This is a genomic window from Micromonospora sp. WMMD1128, assembly GCF_027497235.1.
In the GTDB taxonomy this organism is placed as follows: domain Bacteria; phylum Actinomycetota; class Actinomycetes; order Mycobacteriales; family Micromonosporaceae; genus Micromonospora.
The window spans coordinates 2,227,694-2,243,626 of record NZ_CP114902.1 but is presented as its reverse complement, the minus strand read 5'-3'; the positions used below and the strand labels follow the sequence as shown (position 1 = coordinate 2,243,626).

Sequence of the window (15,933 nt, the reverse complement as noted above, 5' to 3'; positions counted from 1 at the left end):
ATCACATGGGGGATGATGCTGGCACCGCCCGCCTACCCGGTCAAGGGTTAGTCGAAGAATCTTCTTCATCGCAGCTTGAAGGCTTTTTTGGGGGTTGACCATCTACTTGGTCAGTGCTGGAATCGTGTTCCGCTGGCGGAAACAGCGTCTGGAGATGAACACGTGGCAGAGAGTCAGGGCACCGAGACGGCGAGCCGCGTGGCCGACGTCCTCCTCCTGTTCACCGACGGGCCGGACTTCCTCGGGGTCACCGCGATCGCCCGCAGCCTCGACCTGTCCAAGGCGGTCGTGCACCGGATCCTGCAGACCCTCGTCGAGCGCCGGCTGCTGGTGAGCGATCCCGCGAGCCGCGGCTACCAGCTCGGCCCGGCAGCCGCCGCCCTCGGCGCCCGCGCGCTGCGCGAGTCCCAACTGCGCACCGTCGCGATGCCCGTCCTGCGCGAGCTGCAACTGACCACCGGCGAGACGACGACCGTGTCCGCCCGGGTGCACGGCGGCCGGGTCTATCTCGACCAGGTCGAGTCCACCCGGGAAATCAAGATGACGGTCGAGGTGGGCCGCCGTTTCCCGCTGCACGCCGGCAGCTCCAGCACCTGCATCCTGGCCTTCCTGCCCGACACCGAGCGGGAGGCGGCGCTCGCCGCCGGGCTGCCGCCGCTGACCGCCCGCACCGTGACCGACCGCGACCTGCTCCGCACCCGGCTCGGCGAGATCCGCGAGACCGGGATCGCCCACTCCGACGGCGAGCGGCAGGAGGGCGCCGGTTCGGTCGCGGCGCCGGTCTTCGGCATCGACGGCGCGGTCGTCGGCGCCCTCTCGGTCTGCGGCCCGGCGCACCGGGTCGACGCGACCGCCCGGGAACGCTACGGCCCGCTGGTACGGGAGGCCGCCGACCGCATCTCCCGGGCGCTGGGCTGGTCCGGCGGGCTGCCCAAGTGACGCCGCGATCCTGGCTCTATGTGCCCGGCCACCGCGCCGACCGGGTGGCGAAGGCACTCGCCGCCGGCGCCGACGCGGTGGTCGTCGACCTGGAGGACGCGGTGCCGCCGGCGGCGAAGACGACGGCCCGGGAAACCGCGCTGCGGGTGGCCGCCCAGGGCGGCCACGACCGGCAGGTGTGGGTACGCGTGAACGACCCGGCCGGCCCCTGGGGCGAGGCCGACATCGACGCGCTGGCCGGACTCGACCTGTCCGGCCTGCGGGTGCCGCGCTGCGAGGACCCGGACGTGATCCGCCAGGCCGCCACCCGAGCGGGGCTGCCGCTGCAACTCCTCCTGGAGAGCGCCGCCGGACTGGCCCGGGCCACCGAGCTGGCCACCGCGCACCCCCTGGTCGCGGGGCTCGGGCTGGGCGAGGCCGATCTCTCGGCCGACCTGCGGGTGACCGGCGACGACGGGTTGGCCTGGGCACGCGGCTGGGTGGTGGTCGCGGCCCGGGCCGCCGGGCTCCCCTCCCCGGTGCAGAGCGTCTACACCGACGTCGCCGACCTCGACGGCCTGCGCGCCAGCACCGAACGGGCCCGGGCCGCCGGCTTCGTCGGTCGCTCGGTCGTCCATCCCCGACAGATCCCGGTCGTGCACGAGGTCTTCACCCCGACCGCCGGCGAGGTGACGGCCGCGCGGGCAGTCGTCTCCGCCGCCGCGCGCGCCGAGGAAGCCGGCGAGGTGGCCGTGCTCGACGCCGACGGCCGGTTCGTCGACCCCGCGGTGGTCCGCCGGGCCCGGCTCGTCCTCGACCTGATCGAACCGTCCGAACCGCCTCCAGGAGGAACGAGTTGACCATCGAGCCGCAGGCCCGCCCGGCGCGTACGGACGACGCTCTGCTCGCCGCGGTGACCGCGGGGGTACGGCTCGTCGAGCTCGGGCACCCGCACTTCACGGGCATGCCGTGCTCGCCGAACCACCCCGGCTTCCAGATGAGCCTGATCCGCCGGCACGGCGACATGGTCCGCCCGGACGGCGGCTCGGCGGCGAACGAGATGATCGTGACCGGCGGGCACGTCGGCACCCACGTCGACGCGCTCTCCCACGTCAGCCATGACGGTCGGCTGCACGGCGACGTGGACGCCGCGGCGGCGCAGACCGGCGGCCGGTTCACCGCGCTCGGCGCCGAACACACCCCCGCGCTGCTCACCCGCGGGGTGCTGCTCGACGTGGCCGCCGTGCACGGGGTCGACGTGCTGCCCGCCGGCTACGGCGTGACCGCGGCCGACCTGACCGCCGCCGCCGAACGGGCCGGGGCCGAACCCGGCCCCGGCGACGTCGCGCTGGTGCGCACCGGCTGGGCCCGGCACTTCGACGACGCGGCCACCTATCTCGGGCAGGCCACCGGCGTGCCGGGCGTCACCACCGACGCCGCCGGGTGGCTGGCCGCGCGGCGGGTGGCCGCCACCGGCTCGGACACCACGGCGTACGAGCAGATCAGGCCGGGGGTCGGGCACAGCGTGCTGCCCGTGCACCGGGTGCTGCTCGTCGACGCCGGCATCCACATCGTCGAACACCTCAACCTGGAGCACGCCGCCGCCGAGGGGCTCACCGCGTTCGTCTTCGTGATGGCGCCGCTGCGCATCGTCGGCGGCACCGGCTCACCGATCCGCCCCTTCGCGGCGGTGACCCCGTGAGCACGCCGTCAGTTCGGCGGAGCTGGCCGCCGCGCGGATGCCCGACCGGGAGGACGTCGCCGCGGTGGTGCCCGTCGTGGCCCCCGCCCCGGACGTCGGCCGGCCTGACGGCCCGGGTGCGGGGATGATCGAGCGGCTCGCCGCGACCGCCGCGGCCACCGACTGGGCGTCCGCGCCGGCGGCCGTGCGGGACCGGGTCCTCGACCTGGTCGCGGACACGGTCGCGGTCGCCGCGCTCGGCAGCGGGCGGGCCGAGCTGCGGGCGCTGGCAGCCGGTTGCACGGGCTCGGGCGCGTCGACGGTGGTGGGTTCGCCGCACCGGCGGCCCGTCGGCGACGCCCAGTTCCTCAACGGCAGCGCGATCGCGGCGGACCAGTTGCAGGACGGGCACCGGCCGGCCCGCGGGCATCCGGCGTCGCACGTGGTGCCGGCCGTGCTGGCGCTCGCCGAGGACCGGGACCTGACCGGCGCGGAGCTGCTGTCGTCGGTGCTGGCCGGCTACCAGGTCGGGGTCCGGGTCGGCCGGGCGATGGGCGGCACGCCGGACGGCGTACACGACATCGGCACCTGGGGTCAGGTCGGCGCGGCGGCCGGGGTGGCCCGGCTGCTGGCCCCCGGCGACGTGGACGCCGCGCGCCGCGCGATCGAACTGGCCGGTTCCGCCGTGCTGCTCAGCGACGCGGCGACCGTCTTCGCCGGCCGCACCGGCGGGCACGCGTTCCTGGGCGCGTCGGTGCAGCTGGGCGCCAGCCTCGGCGCGGCGGCCGTGGCCGGCCTGGAACCGCTGCCCGGCGCGCTGGAGCGGCACTTCGCGGCGGTCGCTGCCCGCGACTGGTCGGCCGGCGGGCCGGAGCACGGCCACGAGGTGCTGGCCGGCTACACCAAGGCGCACCCCACCTGCGCCCACCTGCACGGCGTCAACGACGCGGTGGCGGACATCGTGGCCGCGACCGGCCCGCTCACGGACGTGGACCGCGTCGAGGTGCGCACGTTCGCGCACGCGGCCCGGTTCGACACGGTCGCCGGCAGCGAGCTGGCCGCCCGGTTCAGCGTGCCCACCTCGGTCGCGGTCGCGTTGCTCACCGGCGCGCTCGACGAGACCACGCTGACCACGGCGACGGTCTGCTCGGCGCCGGTGCGCGACCTGGCGGCACGGGTCGAGGTGCGGCACGACCCGGCGCTGGACGCCGGCTATCCGGCCGGCCGCCCGGCCCGGGTCCGGGTCGTCCGCGCCGACGGCAGCGAGCTGACCGGCGCCGCCGACCTGCCGCGCGGCGACGGCACGCGGGCCTTCGACCGGGACGCCTCGCGGACGAAGGCCCGGCGGCTGCTCGACCACCGGTTCCCCGGGCACGCCGACGCCGTGCTCGCCGCGGTCGACGGGCTGGCCGCCGGCGGGGACGCCCGTTCGCTCGGCGCCGCGCTGCGGGCGGCGGCGGTGGCGGCATGATCGTCACCCGGCGCGACGGCGCGCTGCACCTGGTCGAGCAGGTCGAACACGGCCGGGTCGCCGGCGAGCTGGCGACCGCGTGGGGCAACGACCGGTTCGAGCCGCCGACGCCGGGCCCGCCGGTGCGCACCGCGGCCACCCGGCACGACGAGGGCTGGCGGGCGTGGGACGCCCGGGTGCTCCTGCACGAGCTGGAGCGCCGGCCGCTGCACTTCCTGGAGATCGACGCGACCGAGCACGTGCGGCTCTACCGCCAGGGCGTCGAGCGGGTGGCGCTCGGCGACGTGTACGCCGGCGTGCTGGTCGGGATGCACTGGACCGGCCTCTACCGGGGCCGGTGGTCGACGCCGGGCGCCCGGGGCCGGCTGGACCTCGGCGCCGACGGCCGGGCCGCGCAGGACGCGGCGGTCGACGCCGAGGAACGGCGGTGGATCGCGGCGAAGCGGCTGGCCTGGACGGCGACCGAGCCGCGGGCCGCGTTCGAGACCCGGCTCTGGCACAACTACGAGCTGTTGCAGCTGTGGGACCTGCTCTCGCTCTACCTGTGCGTGATGCCGCCGCAGCCGACCGCCGAGCCGGGTCCGGCCCGGCCCTGGGGTCCGCAACTGGCCGCCCTCGACCATCCGGCCGAGGACGTGCTGCTGCCGCCGGTGCGCACGAACCCGTTCGGCCCGGTCGAGCGGATCACCGTGGGCGTCCGGGAGCCGGGCGTGCTCCGGCTGGACCCGTACCCGTTCCGCCGCCCCGGCGTGACCGTCGACGTGTGCGGCGTGGTCGTGCCGGACCGGGCGTACACGCACGCCGAACTCGCCGCCCGGGTCGGCCGCACGCCGGCCACCGTGACGACCTGGCGCCTCGCGCCGTGGAGCCGCTGATGGACGTCGCCACCGCCCGCGCCGCCGCGTACGCCTTCGTGCTCGGCGAGGCCGGCTTCGCGCAGGTGACCACGATCGACCAGGACGGTTTTCCGGTGAGCCGCACGACGACCGCGTTCCTGGAGCCGGACTGGTCGGTCAGCCTGGTGCAGCGCGCCGGCCACCGGCGGCTCGACCAGTGGCGGCGGGACCCGCACACGCTCGTCTGCTGGGTCGGCGCGCCGGCGCCGGGGGCGACGAACGAACGGCCGCACGTCTTCGACATCGGCCGGCTCCCACCCCGCGCGGTGGCCGTGCGGGGGACGGCGGCGGTGATGCCCCCGGACTGGACGCTCGCGGTCTACCGGCGGGAGGTGGCCCGGCAGCGGGCGGCCGGCTGCACCCGAGCGCCCGTGCGGACCGACGACGAGGTGGCCGCCGAGCTGGCCGGGGTCCGGATCGAGCCGGCGCGGGTGCGGTTGGAGGGGTTCGGCGTGGGCGCCGAGTCCCATCTGTGGACGGTGAGGAGAGGAAGCGCATGATCAAGACCATCCTCGGCTACGAGATCGAGGAGGGCGTCAGCCCGCAGGAGTACGAGCGCTGGCTCTTCGAGGTGCACGCGCCGGACCTGCTGGCCAACCCGCACCTCGACCGGATCGTCTTCAACAAGGTGCTGCGCCCGGTGCGGCAGGCCTCCGGCGGCACGGCGCAGGTGCCGGAGGGCCTGTCGTTCTATCGGATCGCCGAGATGCACTACGCCGACGAGGAGGCGTACGCGAACTACCTGCGCTGGTTCGAGGAGCATCCGCTGCCGGCGGAACGCGGCCCGGCCGGTCGCACGAAGTTCATGTTCTACCTGGTCACCGACAGCACCGAGGTGACCCGGGGATGACTGTCGACGCCGTGCTGGCCGGGTTGGCCGCGCTACCGCCGCCGGAGGGCTCCCTGGCCGCGTGGGCGACGCGGGTCGGCACCCCGGACGGGGAGTTCCCGCTGTTCGGCGCCGGGACGCGGGCGGAGACGTACGTCGCGTTGCGGTGGAACGGCGAGCGGTGCGCGGCGCTCGGGCCGGCCGTCGGGCCGACGCTCGCCGGTCTCGCGGTCGGCACGGCCCGGCGGCGGACGGTGGCGGAGCTGTCGGCCGCCGTCGACGCCGGGCTGGCCGCCGCGACCGCGTGGTCGGCGTCCACCGCGCCGGTGAGCACCGGTGTGCTGACCGCCACCGTCTGCGCGGCGCGGCTGGCCGGGGTGCCGGCGCACGAGCTGCCGGCGCTGCTGGACCTCGCGGCGAGCCTGATGGTGATCGGTCCGCCCGGGGTCGTGCCCGGGCACGACCCGGCCGCCGCCTGGCTCGCCCTGCGCGCCTGGGACGCGGGCATCACCGGCATGCCCGGCGGGCTGGCCCACACCCTGTCCGTGGTCTCCGACGGGCTTCCCGACGTCGTGCCGGCCGGCCCTGACGTCGCCGGACTCGTCGAGGCGCTGCGATGATCGTGCTGAACGTGGCCCGGCCGATGGGCGAGGCCGACCCGGTCGACCTGGCCGGCGCCGCGCTCGCGGCGGGGCTCGACGGGGTCGCCCTGGCCGACAGCCCACGGCTGTTCCCCGACTGCCTGGTGGAGACCGGGCGGGTGCTCGCCGCCACCCCGGCCCGCCTCGCCGGGCCGTGCGTGCTCAGCCTCGGGCTGCGGCACCCGGCCACGGTGGCCGGCGCGGTGCGCACCCTCGACGCGCACCATCCGGGCCGGCTGCTCACCGTGGTCGGCCGGGGCGAGAGCTCGGTCCGCAACGAGGGGCTGACACCGCCGCCGCTGCGGGCGTACGAGTCGGCGCTCGACACGTTGCGCGAGCTGACGCCGGCGTCGGCGCTGCTCCTCGGCGCCGCGTCCGGGCCGCGCACCATCGCGGCCACCGCCGCCCGGCTCGGCGGCGTCCTCGTCGACGCGGGCGCGGATCCGGCGATCGTCGGCAGGGCGGTGGCGCTGGCCCGTTCGGCGCGGGCGGACGTGCCGGTCTGGATGTTCGTCCGCGCGGTGGTGACCGGCGACGAGGCCGGCGCCGAGGCCGCCGCCGCGCCGGTGCTCGGCTCGTGCGCGGCCCGGCTGGCGCAGGCGCCGGACTGGTTCGACGTGCCGGAGGCGATGCGCGGCGGGGTCGCCGCCGTGGCCGAGGCGCACGACTACCGGCGGCACGGCACCGCCGGCGCCCGGGCCGGCAGCGCCGGGCCGGCCGACGCGGACCGGTTCGTCCGCGACCGGTTCGTGGTGACCGGGGACCGGCGGGCGGTCGCGGACCGGTTCGCCGCGTTCGCCGCGGCCGGCGTCGACGGCGTGGTGCTGGCCGGCGCCCTCGACGGGGTGTGGGAGCGGCTCGACGACCTGGGCCGGGCGGTCCGCGACGGGATGACGGGGGACGGACGATGACCGGAGTCGACACCGCGCGGATCGCCGCGTTCGCCCACCGGACCCGGATCGACGACGCGCCCGCCGAGGTCGTCCGCTTCACCCGCGCGCTGCTGCTCGACACGCTCGGTGCGCTGCTGGGTGGCCTGCGCTACCCGGCCGTGCGGGCGCTCGGCGACGCGCTGCGCCCGGCGGTCGGCGCCGACCTCCCGTTCGGCCGGCTGCTCACCCTCGGCACGGCCGCGACCTGGCTGGACGCCGACTCCGGCGGGTCCTTCCACCCGCAGGGTCACCGGCTGCCGCCGGTGCCGACGGCGCACCCCGCGCCGCACTCGCTGCCCGTGCTGCTGCACGCCGCCGCGAACGGGGCCGACGACCGGCGGCTCGTCGAGATCTTCCTGGTCGCCAACGAGATCGGCATGCGGTTCGGCGTCGGCACCACCCTGCGGCCCGGCCTGCACCCGCACGGCATCCACGGCCCGGTCGCCGCGGCGGTCGCCACCGCGCTGCTCGACGACCTTCCCCCGGCTGCCACCGCCACCGCCGTCGCGCTGGCCGGCTCGGCGCCGATGGCCGCGACCCTGGCCGTGCCGATGCGCGGCGGCACGGTCCGCAACCTGTGGACCGGGCTGGGCGCCTGGCACGGCGCCGCCGCCGCCCGTCGCGCGGCCGACGGCGCCACCGCGTCGACCGCCCTGCTCACGGGCCTCCTCGACGGCCTGGTCTGCACCGACCTGTCCGCCGCGGAGCTGACCTCGGGGCTGGGCAGCCGGTGGCGGCTCGTCGACAGCTACCTCAAGCCGTACGCCTGCGCACGCTGGGTGCACCCGGCGCTGGACGCGTTCCGCGCCGCCGTCGCGGGCGTGCCGGACCCGGTACGCGACCACGACGGCCTGGCCTGGATCGAGGTCGACACGTTCGCGTTCGCCGCCTCGCTGTCCGCCGCCGAGGTCTCCTCGGACCTGCACGCGCGGTTCTCGGTGCCGGTCAGCCTGGCCACCCTCGCTCTCGACGGCGAGCTGGCGGCGGCCGGCTTCCTGCCCGACCGGCTGGCCCGTCCCGAGGTCGGCGCGCTGGCCGCGTCGGTCCGGCTGCGCGAGGAGCCGACGTTCACCGCCGCCCTGCCGCACGAACGACCGGCGACGGTCACGGTCGGGTGGCGGGACGGCGTCACGGCGTCGGCCACGGTACGCAACGCGCGGGGCAACCCGAGCGACCCGCTGACCGTCGACGAGGTGGTCACCAAGTTCCGCCGCAACGCCGAGGACGTGCTCACCCCGGCGGCCGTCGACGCGGTGGTGACCGGGCTCCTCGACGACACGGCCGGCGGCGACGCCCTGACCCGGGTGGCCGCCGAGGTCGTCGGCACGTTCTGCCCCTGACCGCCTGCCCTGCTGTCGGTACCGTCCTGTCTAATGGCTGAGCCACCCCTGTCCCCTGGGGTGACGCCGGAGAGGACGCGCGTGAGCAGCCTGGAGTCGCTGCGGCAGTTGCTGCAGCAGTCGCACCACGCCCGCCCGGACGACCTCCCGGAGATGGCGATGCGGGCCGCGCCCCTGCTGGACGCGCGCGTGCTGGTGATCTATCTGGTCGACCACCAGCAGCGGCTGCTGTTGCCGCTGCTGGGCGGCAGCGCACCGGCCCGCGAGCCGGTCGACGTCGACGGCACCCTCGCCGGGCGCGCCTTCAGCACCGCGTCGACGTACGTCGGCGGCAGCGACGACGACGGCGTACGGGTCTGGGTGCCGGTGGTCGACGGCAGCGAACGCATGGGCGTGCTCGAGGTCGTCGCCGACGCCCCGTTGAGCGACGACGGTCTCGACGACTGTGGCGCGGTCGCGACGCTGCTCGCCGAGCTGATCACCACGCGCAGCCTGTACAGCGACCGGATCGAGCTGATCCGACGCCGGCAACCCATGCAGTTGGCGGCGGAGATGCTCCGGGCGCAACTGCCGCCGCTGACCTTCTCCACCGGGCACCTGATCATCAGCGGCATCCTCGAACCGTGCTACGACGTGGGCGGTGACGCGTTCGACTACGCGGTCAACGGCGACACCGCGCACCTGGCGCTCTTCGACGCCGCCGGTCACGGCTCCAGTGGCGGGATGCGTGCGGTGGTGCTCGTCTCCATCGCCCTGGCCGCCTACCGCAACGCCCGCCGGACCGGCCTGGACCTGACCGACACCTACCACCTCATCGACCGCACGGTCCGCGCCCACGACCGGTACGGGATGATCACCGCGGTGCTCGCCGAACTCGACCAGCGCAGCGGCGTCCTCCGGGTCATCTCCGCGGGTCACCCGAGCGGCATCGTGCTGCGCGACGGCCGGGTCGCCCGGATCCTCCCCACCCCGACCGCCCTTCCGGTCACCCTCGGCGACCGCCGTCCGCCGGTGGTCGTCGAGGAGGCGCTCGAACCCGGCGACCACGTGCTGCTCTACACCGACGGCATCATCGAGGCCCGCACCCCCGACGGCGAGGCATTCGGCATGGAGCGGCTGGTGGAGTTCACCACCAAGGCGTTCGCCGACCGCCTCCCGCTGCCCGAGACCGCTCGCCGGCTCGTGCACGCCATCCTCGACCACCAGGACGACTGCCTGCAGGACGACGCGACCGTGCTGCTCGCCGAGTGGCGCAGCCCGGCGCCCGACCGCTCGGACCTGGAGCCGGTCAGCTCAGCGGCACATCACCCGTTGCTGACGGAGTCGTGACCGCGGGCGGCCGTGCTGCTCCGCACCGTGAGCGTGGTCGCCAGCTCGATCCCGGTGCTCGGCGTCCGCTCGCCGCGCCCGAGCGCGAGCGCCAGCTCGGTCGCGGCCACCGCCATCTGGGCCAGTGGCTGGTGGACCGTGGTCAACGGCGGATCGACGAGCGCGGCGATGGGCAGGTCGTCGAAGCCCACCACGCTCAGGTCGGCCGGGATCCGCAACCCGAGCTGACGCGCGGCGTGGTAGACGCCCACCGCCTGGAGGTCGTTGCTGGCGAAGATCGCCGTCGGGCGGTCGGTGCGGCCGAGCAGGCGCAGCGCGGCGACCCGGCCGCCCTCGACGGTCAGCTCGGCCCGCTCCACCAGGTCGGCGCCGACCGGCAGCTCGGCTGCCTCCATCGCGGAGCGGTAGCCGTCGAGGCGCGCGCGGCAGCACAGGATCCGGTCCCGGCCGACGATCATCCCGATCCGGCGGTGCCCCAGGTGGATCAGGTGCCGGGTGGCCGACCGGCCACCCGCCCAGTTCGTCGCTCCGACGAAGGGAACGCCGTCGGGCAGCTCGCCCGTGGGATCGAAGACGACGAAGGGGATGCCCCGGGCGCGCAACTGGTCGCGTTGCTCGCTCGACAACTGGGCGACGGAGATGACGCAGTCCGGCCGGCGGGCCAGGGTGTCGTCGATCCAGTAGCGGACCGCACTGCGCTCCGGGCCGAACTCGGTGAGCACGACGCCCACCCGGTTCTCCCGGGCGACCCGCTCCACGCCGCGGATGACCTCGACGCCCCACATGTGTTCCAGCTGGTCGAAGACGAGTTCGACCAGGTTGCTGCGGGTGGACGCGGTCGGCCTGCGGTAGCCGTACCGGGTGATCAGCGCCTCGACGCGGGCCCGCGTCTCGGACGCCACGCCGGAACGCCCGTTGATGACCTTCGAGACGGTCGGCACCGACACCCCGGCGGTCTCCGCGATGTAGGAGATCGTCACCGGCCGGCCGGGAGCGCCGCCCGCGTCGGCCCGCTCGGCGACCACCTCGTCCGACTCGGCGTGCGACAACCTGACTCCCCCCACGCCGGTCCCGACGGTTCGCGCCGCAAGGATATCGCCCTGTCCAGTCCCCATGTCCGACCGCCGTCCGCGGTGCCGGAAAGTTTCTCGGGCGAGGAGACGGCCTTCCGGTTCGTAGGCATCTCCGACGCGAACGGAGTAGCCGTGCGATGCATTGACGCTCGTCATGGAGGGGCGTAGCGTTCGGCCCGAAACTTTCCATCGTGTATGGAAAGTTTCCATGGCTTGCGGGAGCCGTGCAGCGTTCGGCGGAGACAACGGGCAGCCTCCGCGAGAACCCACCCTGCGCGCGTCGCGCGCGTCTCCGCTCGCTTCCGACGTGGAGACCTCTGACGCACCGCAACCCACGCGGCGCCCCGGGTCGGCGATCGACCCGCGGCGCGCCGCCCACAACGGCAAGAGAGAACGCGATGAGTCTGCAACGCATACGAAGAATCCGCCTCCGTGCCGGCATGCTCGCCGGCAGCGTGGCAGCGGTGCTTGTGGCATCGATGATGGTGCCCGTCGGCGCCCAGGCGGCCGCCGGCTGCCGGGTGTCGTACGCGGTGTCGTCGCAGTGGCCGGGCGGGTTCACCGCCGCGGTGGACGTGACGAACCTCGGCGACCCGGTCAACGGCTGGCGCGTGGGGTGGACGTTCCCGTCCGGGCAGCGGGTGACCCAGGCGTGGAACGCCACGGTCACCTCGTCGGGCAGCCAGGTCACCGCGACCAACGTCAGCTACAACGCCGCCATCGGCACGAACGCCACCGTGTCCTTCGGCTTCAACGGGTCGTGGTCGGGCAGCAACACCGCGCCGGCCGCCTTCACCCTCAACGGCGTCGCCTGCACCGGCACCGGCGGCACGCCGTCGCCGAGCGCGAGTCCGTCGACCACGCCGTCGACCACCCCGTCGCCCACCGCCACCGCGTCGCCGTCGACGCCACCGACCACGCCTCCCCCGGCCGGCGACCCGATGGCCACGGTGGCCGCGATGCAACCCGGCTGGAACCTCGGCAACACGCTCGACGCCATCCCGGACGAGACCGCCTGGGGCAACCCCCTGACCACCCAGGCGCTCCTGCGCCACGTACGGTCGCAGGGCTACCGCAGCATCCGGCTCCCGATCACGTGGAGCAACCACCACGGCCCGGCGCCCGACTACACCATCGACGCGACGTGGTTGAACCGCGTCCGCCAGATCGTCGACTGGTCCCTCGCCGAGGACCTCTACGTGATGATCAACCTGCATCACGACTCCTGGCAGTGGCTCAACACCTATCCCGCCGACCGGACGGGCGTGACGAACCGCTACCGGGCGCTCTGGACCCAGCTCGCCACCACGTTCCGCGGCTACTCACCGAAGCTGGTCTTCGAGAGCATCAACGAGCCGCAGTTCACCGACACCACCGACGAGCAGGGTGACACCGCGATCCGGGAACTCAACGCCGAGTTCGTCCGCCTGGTGCGCGCGACCGGCGGCAACAACGCCACCCGGCTGCTGGTCCTGCCCACCCTGCACACGAGCGGCGAGCAGGCCCGGCTGGACGCGCTCGCCGCCGGCATCGACCAACTGGACGACCCCAACCTCGCCGCCACCGTGCACTTCTACGGGTGGTGGCCGTTCAGCGTGAACATCGCCGGCGGCACCCGCTACGACACGAACGTGGAGCAGGACCTCGTCGGCACGTTCGACCGGGTCCACGACACCTTCGTCGCCCACGGCATCCCGGTCATCATCGGCGAGTGGGCGTTGCTCGCTTGGGACCACACCCGACCCGGCATCATCGAACGGGGTGAGTTCCTGAAATACCTCGAAGCGGTCGGCTACCACGCCCGCACGCGAAACCTCACCACGATGCTGTGGGACGCCGGCCAGTTCCTCAACCGCGCCGAGCTGCGCTGGCGCGACCAGGGCGTGTACGACATGCTCAAGGCGAGCTGGACCACCCGCTCCGGCACCGCCTCCATCGACCAGGTGTACGTGCCGCGCACCGGCACGATCAGCGCCAGGTCGATCACGCTCAACCTCAACGGCCTGACCTTCCGCGGTCTCTGGCAGGGCGGCACGCAGTTGGCCAACGGCGCCGACTACACCGTCTCCGGCAGCACCGTCACGCTCACGTCGGCGGCGCTGACCCGCCTGGCCGGCAACCGGGCGTACGGCGTCAACTCCAGCATCGAGGCCCGCTTCTCCCAGGGCGTGCCCTGGCGGATCGACGTCATCAGCTCGGAGCCGCCCACCCAGTCGGCCGCCACCGGCACGACCAGTTCCTTCGCCATCCCCACCCAGTTCCGCGGCGACCAGCTCGCCACCATGGAGGCCACCTACGCCGACGGCAGCCCCGCCGGCCCGGCCAACTGGACGCCGTACAAGGAGTTCTGGGGCAACTTCCAACCCGACTACACCGCCGGCACCATCATCCTGAAGCCGGAGTTCTTCGCCGAGGTGAACGACGGCACGGTTACCCTCACCTTCCACTTCTGGAGCGGCACGAAGATCACGTACCGCATCACCAAGTCCGGCACGACCGTGACCGGCGCCGCCACCTGATGCCCGGCGGTGCCGCGGAACTGTCCCGCCGCGGCACCGCCGTCGGCGGGCCCCACGGCATCGGGATCCCTGTATGCTTCCCTCGGCCGACCCACCAGCCGTGGCAGAGAAGCAGTGAGCGGACCAGCAGCGAGCAGCAAGTCAGTCGTTCTCGACGCGATCCGGGCGGCCGGCACGATCAGCCGGGTCGGCCTGATCAAGGCCACCGGCTTCACCGCGCCGACGATCTCCAACCTGGTCCGGAAGCTGATCGACGAGGGCCTGGTGGTCGAGACCGGTCACGCGAAGTCGACCGGGGGCAAGCGGCGGGTCCTGCTCCAGCTCGACCACACGTCCCGGTACGCCGTCGGCGTGCACCTGGACCACGGCGTCATCACGTACGCCCTGACCAACCTCGGCGGCACGGTGGTGGCCCGGATCTCCCGGCCGGGCGCCGGCGCCGAGAAGCCCGCGGTCGTCGTCGCGCGGATCGCCGCCGAGATCGCCGCGCTGATCGACGGTGTCGGCGTGGACCGGGCCCGGATCCTCGGCGTCGGCCTGGTGTTTCCGGGCCCGGTCGACGCCGCCCGGGGCATCGGCGGCCCGCCGGACGTGGGCCTGGCCCCGGCCATGCGACAGTGGACCGGGTTTCCGCTGGCCTCGGCGCTGGGGCAGGTGACGACGCTGCCGGTCATGCTCGACAACGACTCGACCGCGGCGGCGCTCGGCGAGCACTGGACGGGCGGGTTCGGCGCCGCCACCTCGGCCGCCGCGCTCTACATGGGCACCGGCATCGGCGCCGGACTGGTCATCGGCGGCGTCACCTACCGGGGGCCGAGCGGCAACGTCGGCGAGTTGGGGCACGTGTGCGTGTCCGCCGACGGCCCGCGGTGCTGGTGCGGCGCCCAGGGGTGCGTGGAGGCGCTGGCCGGGCCGGCCGCCGTGGTCGCCGCCGCCCGGTCGGACCCGGCGGCGGCCCGCGCGACGGGTCTCGCCGTCGCGGGCCGGCGAGGCTCGGTGGTCGCCGACTTCGCCGCGATCAGCCGCGCCGCGCGGCGGGGCGAGCCGCACGCGCTGGCGTTGCTGGAACGGTCCGCCCGGCACGTCGGCGTGGCCGCCCGGACCCTGGCGAACCTGATCGACCTGGAGGTGCTCGTGCTGACCGGGCCGAGCCTGGCCGCCGCCGGATCGGTGTATCTGCCGATCGTCCGGCACGAGCTGCGCGCGTCCTTCTCCCGGGGCACGCACACCGTCGACGTACGCCTCTCCCGGTCCGCCGCCACGGCGTCGGCCGTCGGAGCCGCCGCCCTGGTCCTCGAATCCGAACTCGTCCCGCTGGGTTATGGTCCACGCCCGCCCGAGCGGGGCCGGCTCACCGAGTCGGCGAGCTGACGAACCCGGGAGGCGTACGCAATGGACGACGTGTGGCGGACGAGCGCGGTGGGTCTGGTGCTCGCCCGGCCGCCCCGCCTGCTCGGCACCGAGCCGTTCTTCATGGAGTTCATCGCGGGCATCGAGGAACGGCTCGCCGAGCACGGACGGTCGGTGTTGCTGCACGTCGTCACGCACCACGCCGCCGAGATCGAGGCGTACCGCAGGTGGGCACGGCAGCGCCTGGTCGACGCGGTGGTGCTGGTGAACCCGTCGGTCGACGACACCCGGCCGGCGGTGCTGCGGGACCTCCGCCTGCCCGTCGTGGTGGCGGGTGAGCCGACCCCCGACACCCCGGCGGTACGCCGGGACGACGTCGGATCGATGCGGGCGGCGCTGGCGCACCTGGTGGACCTCGGGCACCGCCGGATCGCCCGGGTCACCGGACCCGGCGCCCTCCTGCACACCCGCACCCGCACCGCCGCCATGCGCTCGGCCGCGGCGGTGGCCGAGGTCGACGTCGTCGTCGTGGAGGGCGACTACTCGGAGGAGGCCGGGGCGATGTTGACCACCAGGTTGATGGACGATCCCGAGCCGCCCACCGCGATCATCTACGACAACGACCTGATGGCGGTCGCGGGCCTGCGCGCGGCCACCGAGTCGGGCCGACAGGTGCCTCGAGACGTCAGCCTCATCGCCTGGGACGACTCCAGCCTCTGCCGCCTGGCCTCGCCCGCGCTCACCACGATGAGCCTGGACGTGCACACGTTCGGCGGGTTGGTGGGCGAGTCCGTGCTGCGGCTCGTCGGCGGCGCGGCGGTGCCGGAACGATGGTGCGACACCGAGACCGTGGTCGCCCGGGGCACGACCGCCGCGCCCCGGCCGCCACATCGATCGGCTTGACTTAGTGAGGTTAATAAACAAAGCTCCGAGACGCGCTCCCATCGACGCTCC

General features: G+C 74.7%; 15 protein-coding genes. 14 read left to right on the top strand and 1 reads right to left on the bottom strand.

Features of this window, described 5'->3' with window-relative positions:
- The first annotated feature begins 162 nt into the window (after nucleotides 1–162).
- The 11 genes from O7602_RS10360 to O7602_RS10310 all read left to right on the top strand — a co-directional run bounded on the left by O7602_RS10360 (nucleotide 163) and on the right by O7602_RS10310 (nucleotide 10,037).
- On the top strand, nucleotides 163–939 hold the full coding sequence (locus tag O7602_RS10360; RefSeq protein WP_281588217.1) for an IclR family transcriptional regulator: 777 nt from the start codon (nucleotides 163–165) through the stop codon (nucleotides 937–939).
- On the top strand, nucleotides 936–1,778 hold the full coding sequence (locus O7602_RS10355) for a CoA ester lyase (protein ID WP_281588214.1): 843 nt from the start codon (nucleotides 936–938) through the stop codon (nucleotides 1,776–1,778). Before O7602_RS10360 ends, O7602_RS10355 begins: the two co-directional genes overlap by 4 nt.
- A complete protein-coding gene (locus tag O7602_RS10350) occupies nucleotides 1,775–2,620 on the top strand; it encodes a cyclase family protein (protein WP_281588212.1) in 846 nt (281 codons plus the stop codon). Before O7602_RS10355 ends, O7602_RS10350 begins: the two co-directional genes overlap by 4 nt.
- A gap of 37 nt (nucleotides 2,621–2,657) precedes the next feature.
- Nucleotides 2,658–4,070: an MmgE/PrpD family protein gene (locus tag O7602_RS10345; RefSeq protein ID WP_281588211.1), complete on the top strand. Its 1,413-nt coding sequence runs from the start codon at nucleotides 2,658–2,660 to the stop codon at nucleotides 4,068–4,070.
- Nucleotides 4,067–4,945, top strand: a complete 879-nt coding sequence (locus tag O7602_RS10340; RefSeq protein WP_281588210.1) for a DUF3891 family protein — start codon at nucleotides 4,067–4,069, stop codon at nucleotides 4,943–4,945. Before O7602_RS10345 ends, O7602_RS10340 begins: the two co-directional genes overlap by 4 nt.
- Nucleotides 4,945–5,466 (top strand): hypothetical protein, encoded by a 522-nt coding sequence (locus O7602_RS10335; protein ID WP_281588208.1) that lies wholly within the window; start codon nucleotides 4,945–4,947, stop codon nucleotides 5,464–5,466. The genes O7602_RS10340 and O7602_RS10335 overlap by 1 nt, the downstream gene beginning before the upstream one ends.
- Nucleotides 5,463–5,816 (top strand): EthD domain-containing protein, encoded by a 354-nt coding sequence (locus tag O7602_RS10330; protein ID WP_281588206.1) that lies wholly within the window; start codon nucleotides 5,463–5,465, stop codon nucleotides 5,814–5,816. Before O7602_RS10335 ends, O7602_RS10330 begins: the two co-directional genes overlap by 4 nt.
- Complete coding sequence (locus O7602_RS10325) at nucleotides 5,813–6,415, top strand: hypothetical protein (RefSeq protein ID WP_281588205.1); 603 nt, start codon at nucleotides 5,813–5,815, stop codon at nucleotides 6,413–6,415. The genes O7602_RS10330 and O7602_RS10325 overlap by 4 nt, the downstream gene beginning before the upstream one ends.
- Nucleotides 6,412–7,347, top strand: a complete 936-nt coding sequence (locus tag O7602_RS10320; protein WP_281588203.1) for an LLM class flavin-dependent oxidoreductase — start codon at nucleotides 6,412–6,414, stop codon at nucleotides 7,345–7,347. Before O7602_RS10325 ends, O7602_RS10320 begins: the two co-directional genes overlap by 4 nt.
- Complete coding sequence (locus O7602_RS10315) at nucleotides 7,344–8,708, top strand: MmgE/PrpD family protein (RefSeq protein WP_281588201.1); 1,365 nt, start codon at nucleotides 7,344–7,346, stop codon at nucleotides 8,706–8,708. Before O7602_RS10320 ends, O7602_RS10315 begins: the two co-directional genes overlap by 4 nt.
- Nucleotides 8,709–8,789: 81 nt before the next feature.
- Nucleotides 8,790–10,037, top strand: coding sequence for a PP2C family protein-serine/threonine phosphatase (locus O7602_RS10310; RefSeq protein ID WP_281588200.1), 1,248 nt, complete (start codon nucleotides 8,790–8,792; stop codon nucleotides 10,035–10,037).
- Here O7602_RS10310 and O7602_RS10305 read toward each other — a convergent pair.
- Nucleotides 10,013–11,086 (bottom strand): LacI family DNA-binding transcriptional regulator, encoded by a 1,074-nt coding sequence (locus O7602_RS10305; protein WP_281588199.1) that lies wholly within the window; start codon nucleotides 11,084–11,086, stop codon nucleotides 10,013–10,015. The two genes, O7602_RS10310 and O7602_RS10305, sit on opposite strands and share 25 nt — an antisense overlap.
- A gap of 464 nt (nucleotides 11,087–11,550) precedes the next feature.
- On the opposite strand from O7602_RS10305, the gene O7602_RS10300 reads away from it, so the two are divergent.
- The 3 genes from O7602_RS10300 to O7602_RS10290 all read left to right on the top strand — a co-directional run bounded on the left by O7602_RS10300 (nucleotide 11,551) and on the right by O7602_RS10290 (nucleotide 15,882).
- Nucleotides 11,551–13,629, top strand: a complete 2,079-nt coding sequence (locus tag O7602_RS10300) for a cellulase family glycosylhydrolase (RefSeq protein WP_281588198.1) — start codon at nucleotides 11,551–11,553, stop codon at nucleotides 13,627–13,629.
- A gap of 114 nt (nucleotides 13,630–13,743) precedes the next feature.
- Entirely contained in the window at nucleotides 13,744–15,000 is a 1,257-nt protein-coding gene (locus O7602_RS10295; RefSeq protein WP_281588197.1) for an ROK family transcriptional regulator, read from the top strand.
- Nucleotides 15,001–15,021: 21 nt separating this feature from the next.
- Nucleotides 15,022–15,882: a substrate-binding domain-containing protein gene (locus tag O7602_RS10290; RefSeq protein WP_281588196.1), complete on the top strand. Its 861-nt coding sequence runs from the start codon at nucleotides 15,022–15,024 to the stop codon at nucleotides 15,880–15,882.
- The last annotated feature ends 51 nt before the right edge of the window (nucleotides 15,883–15,933 follow it).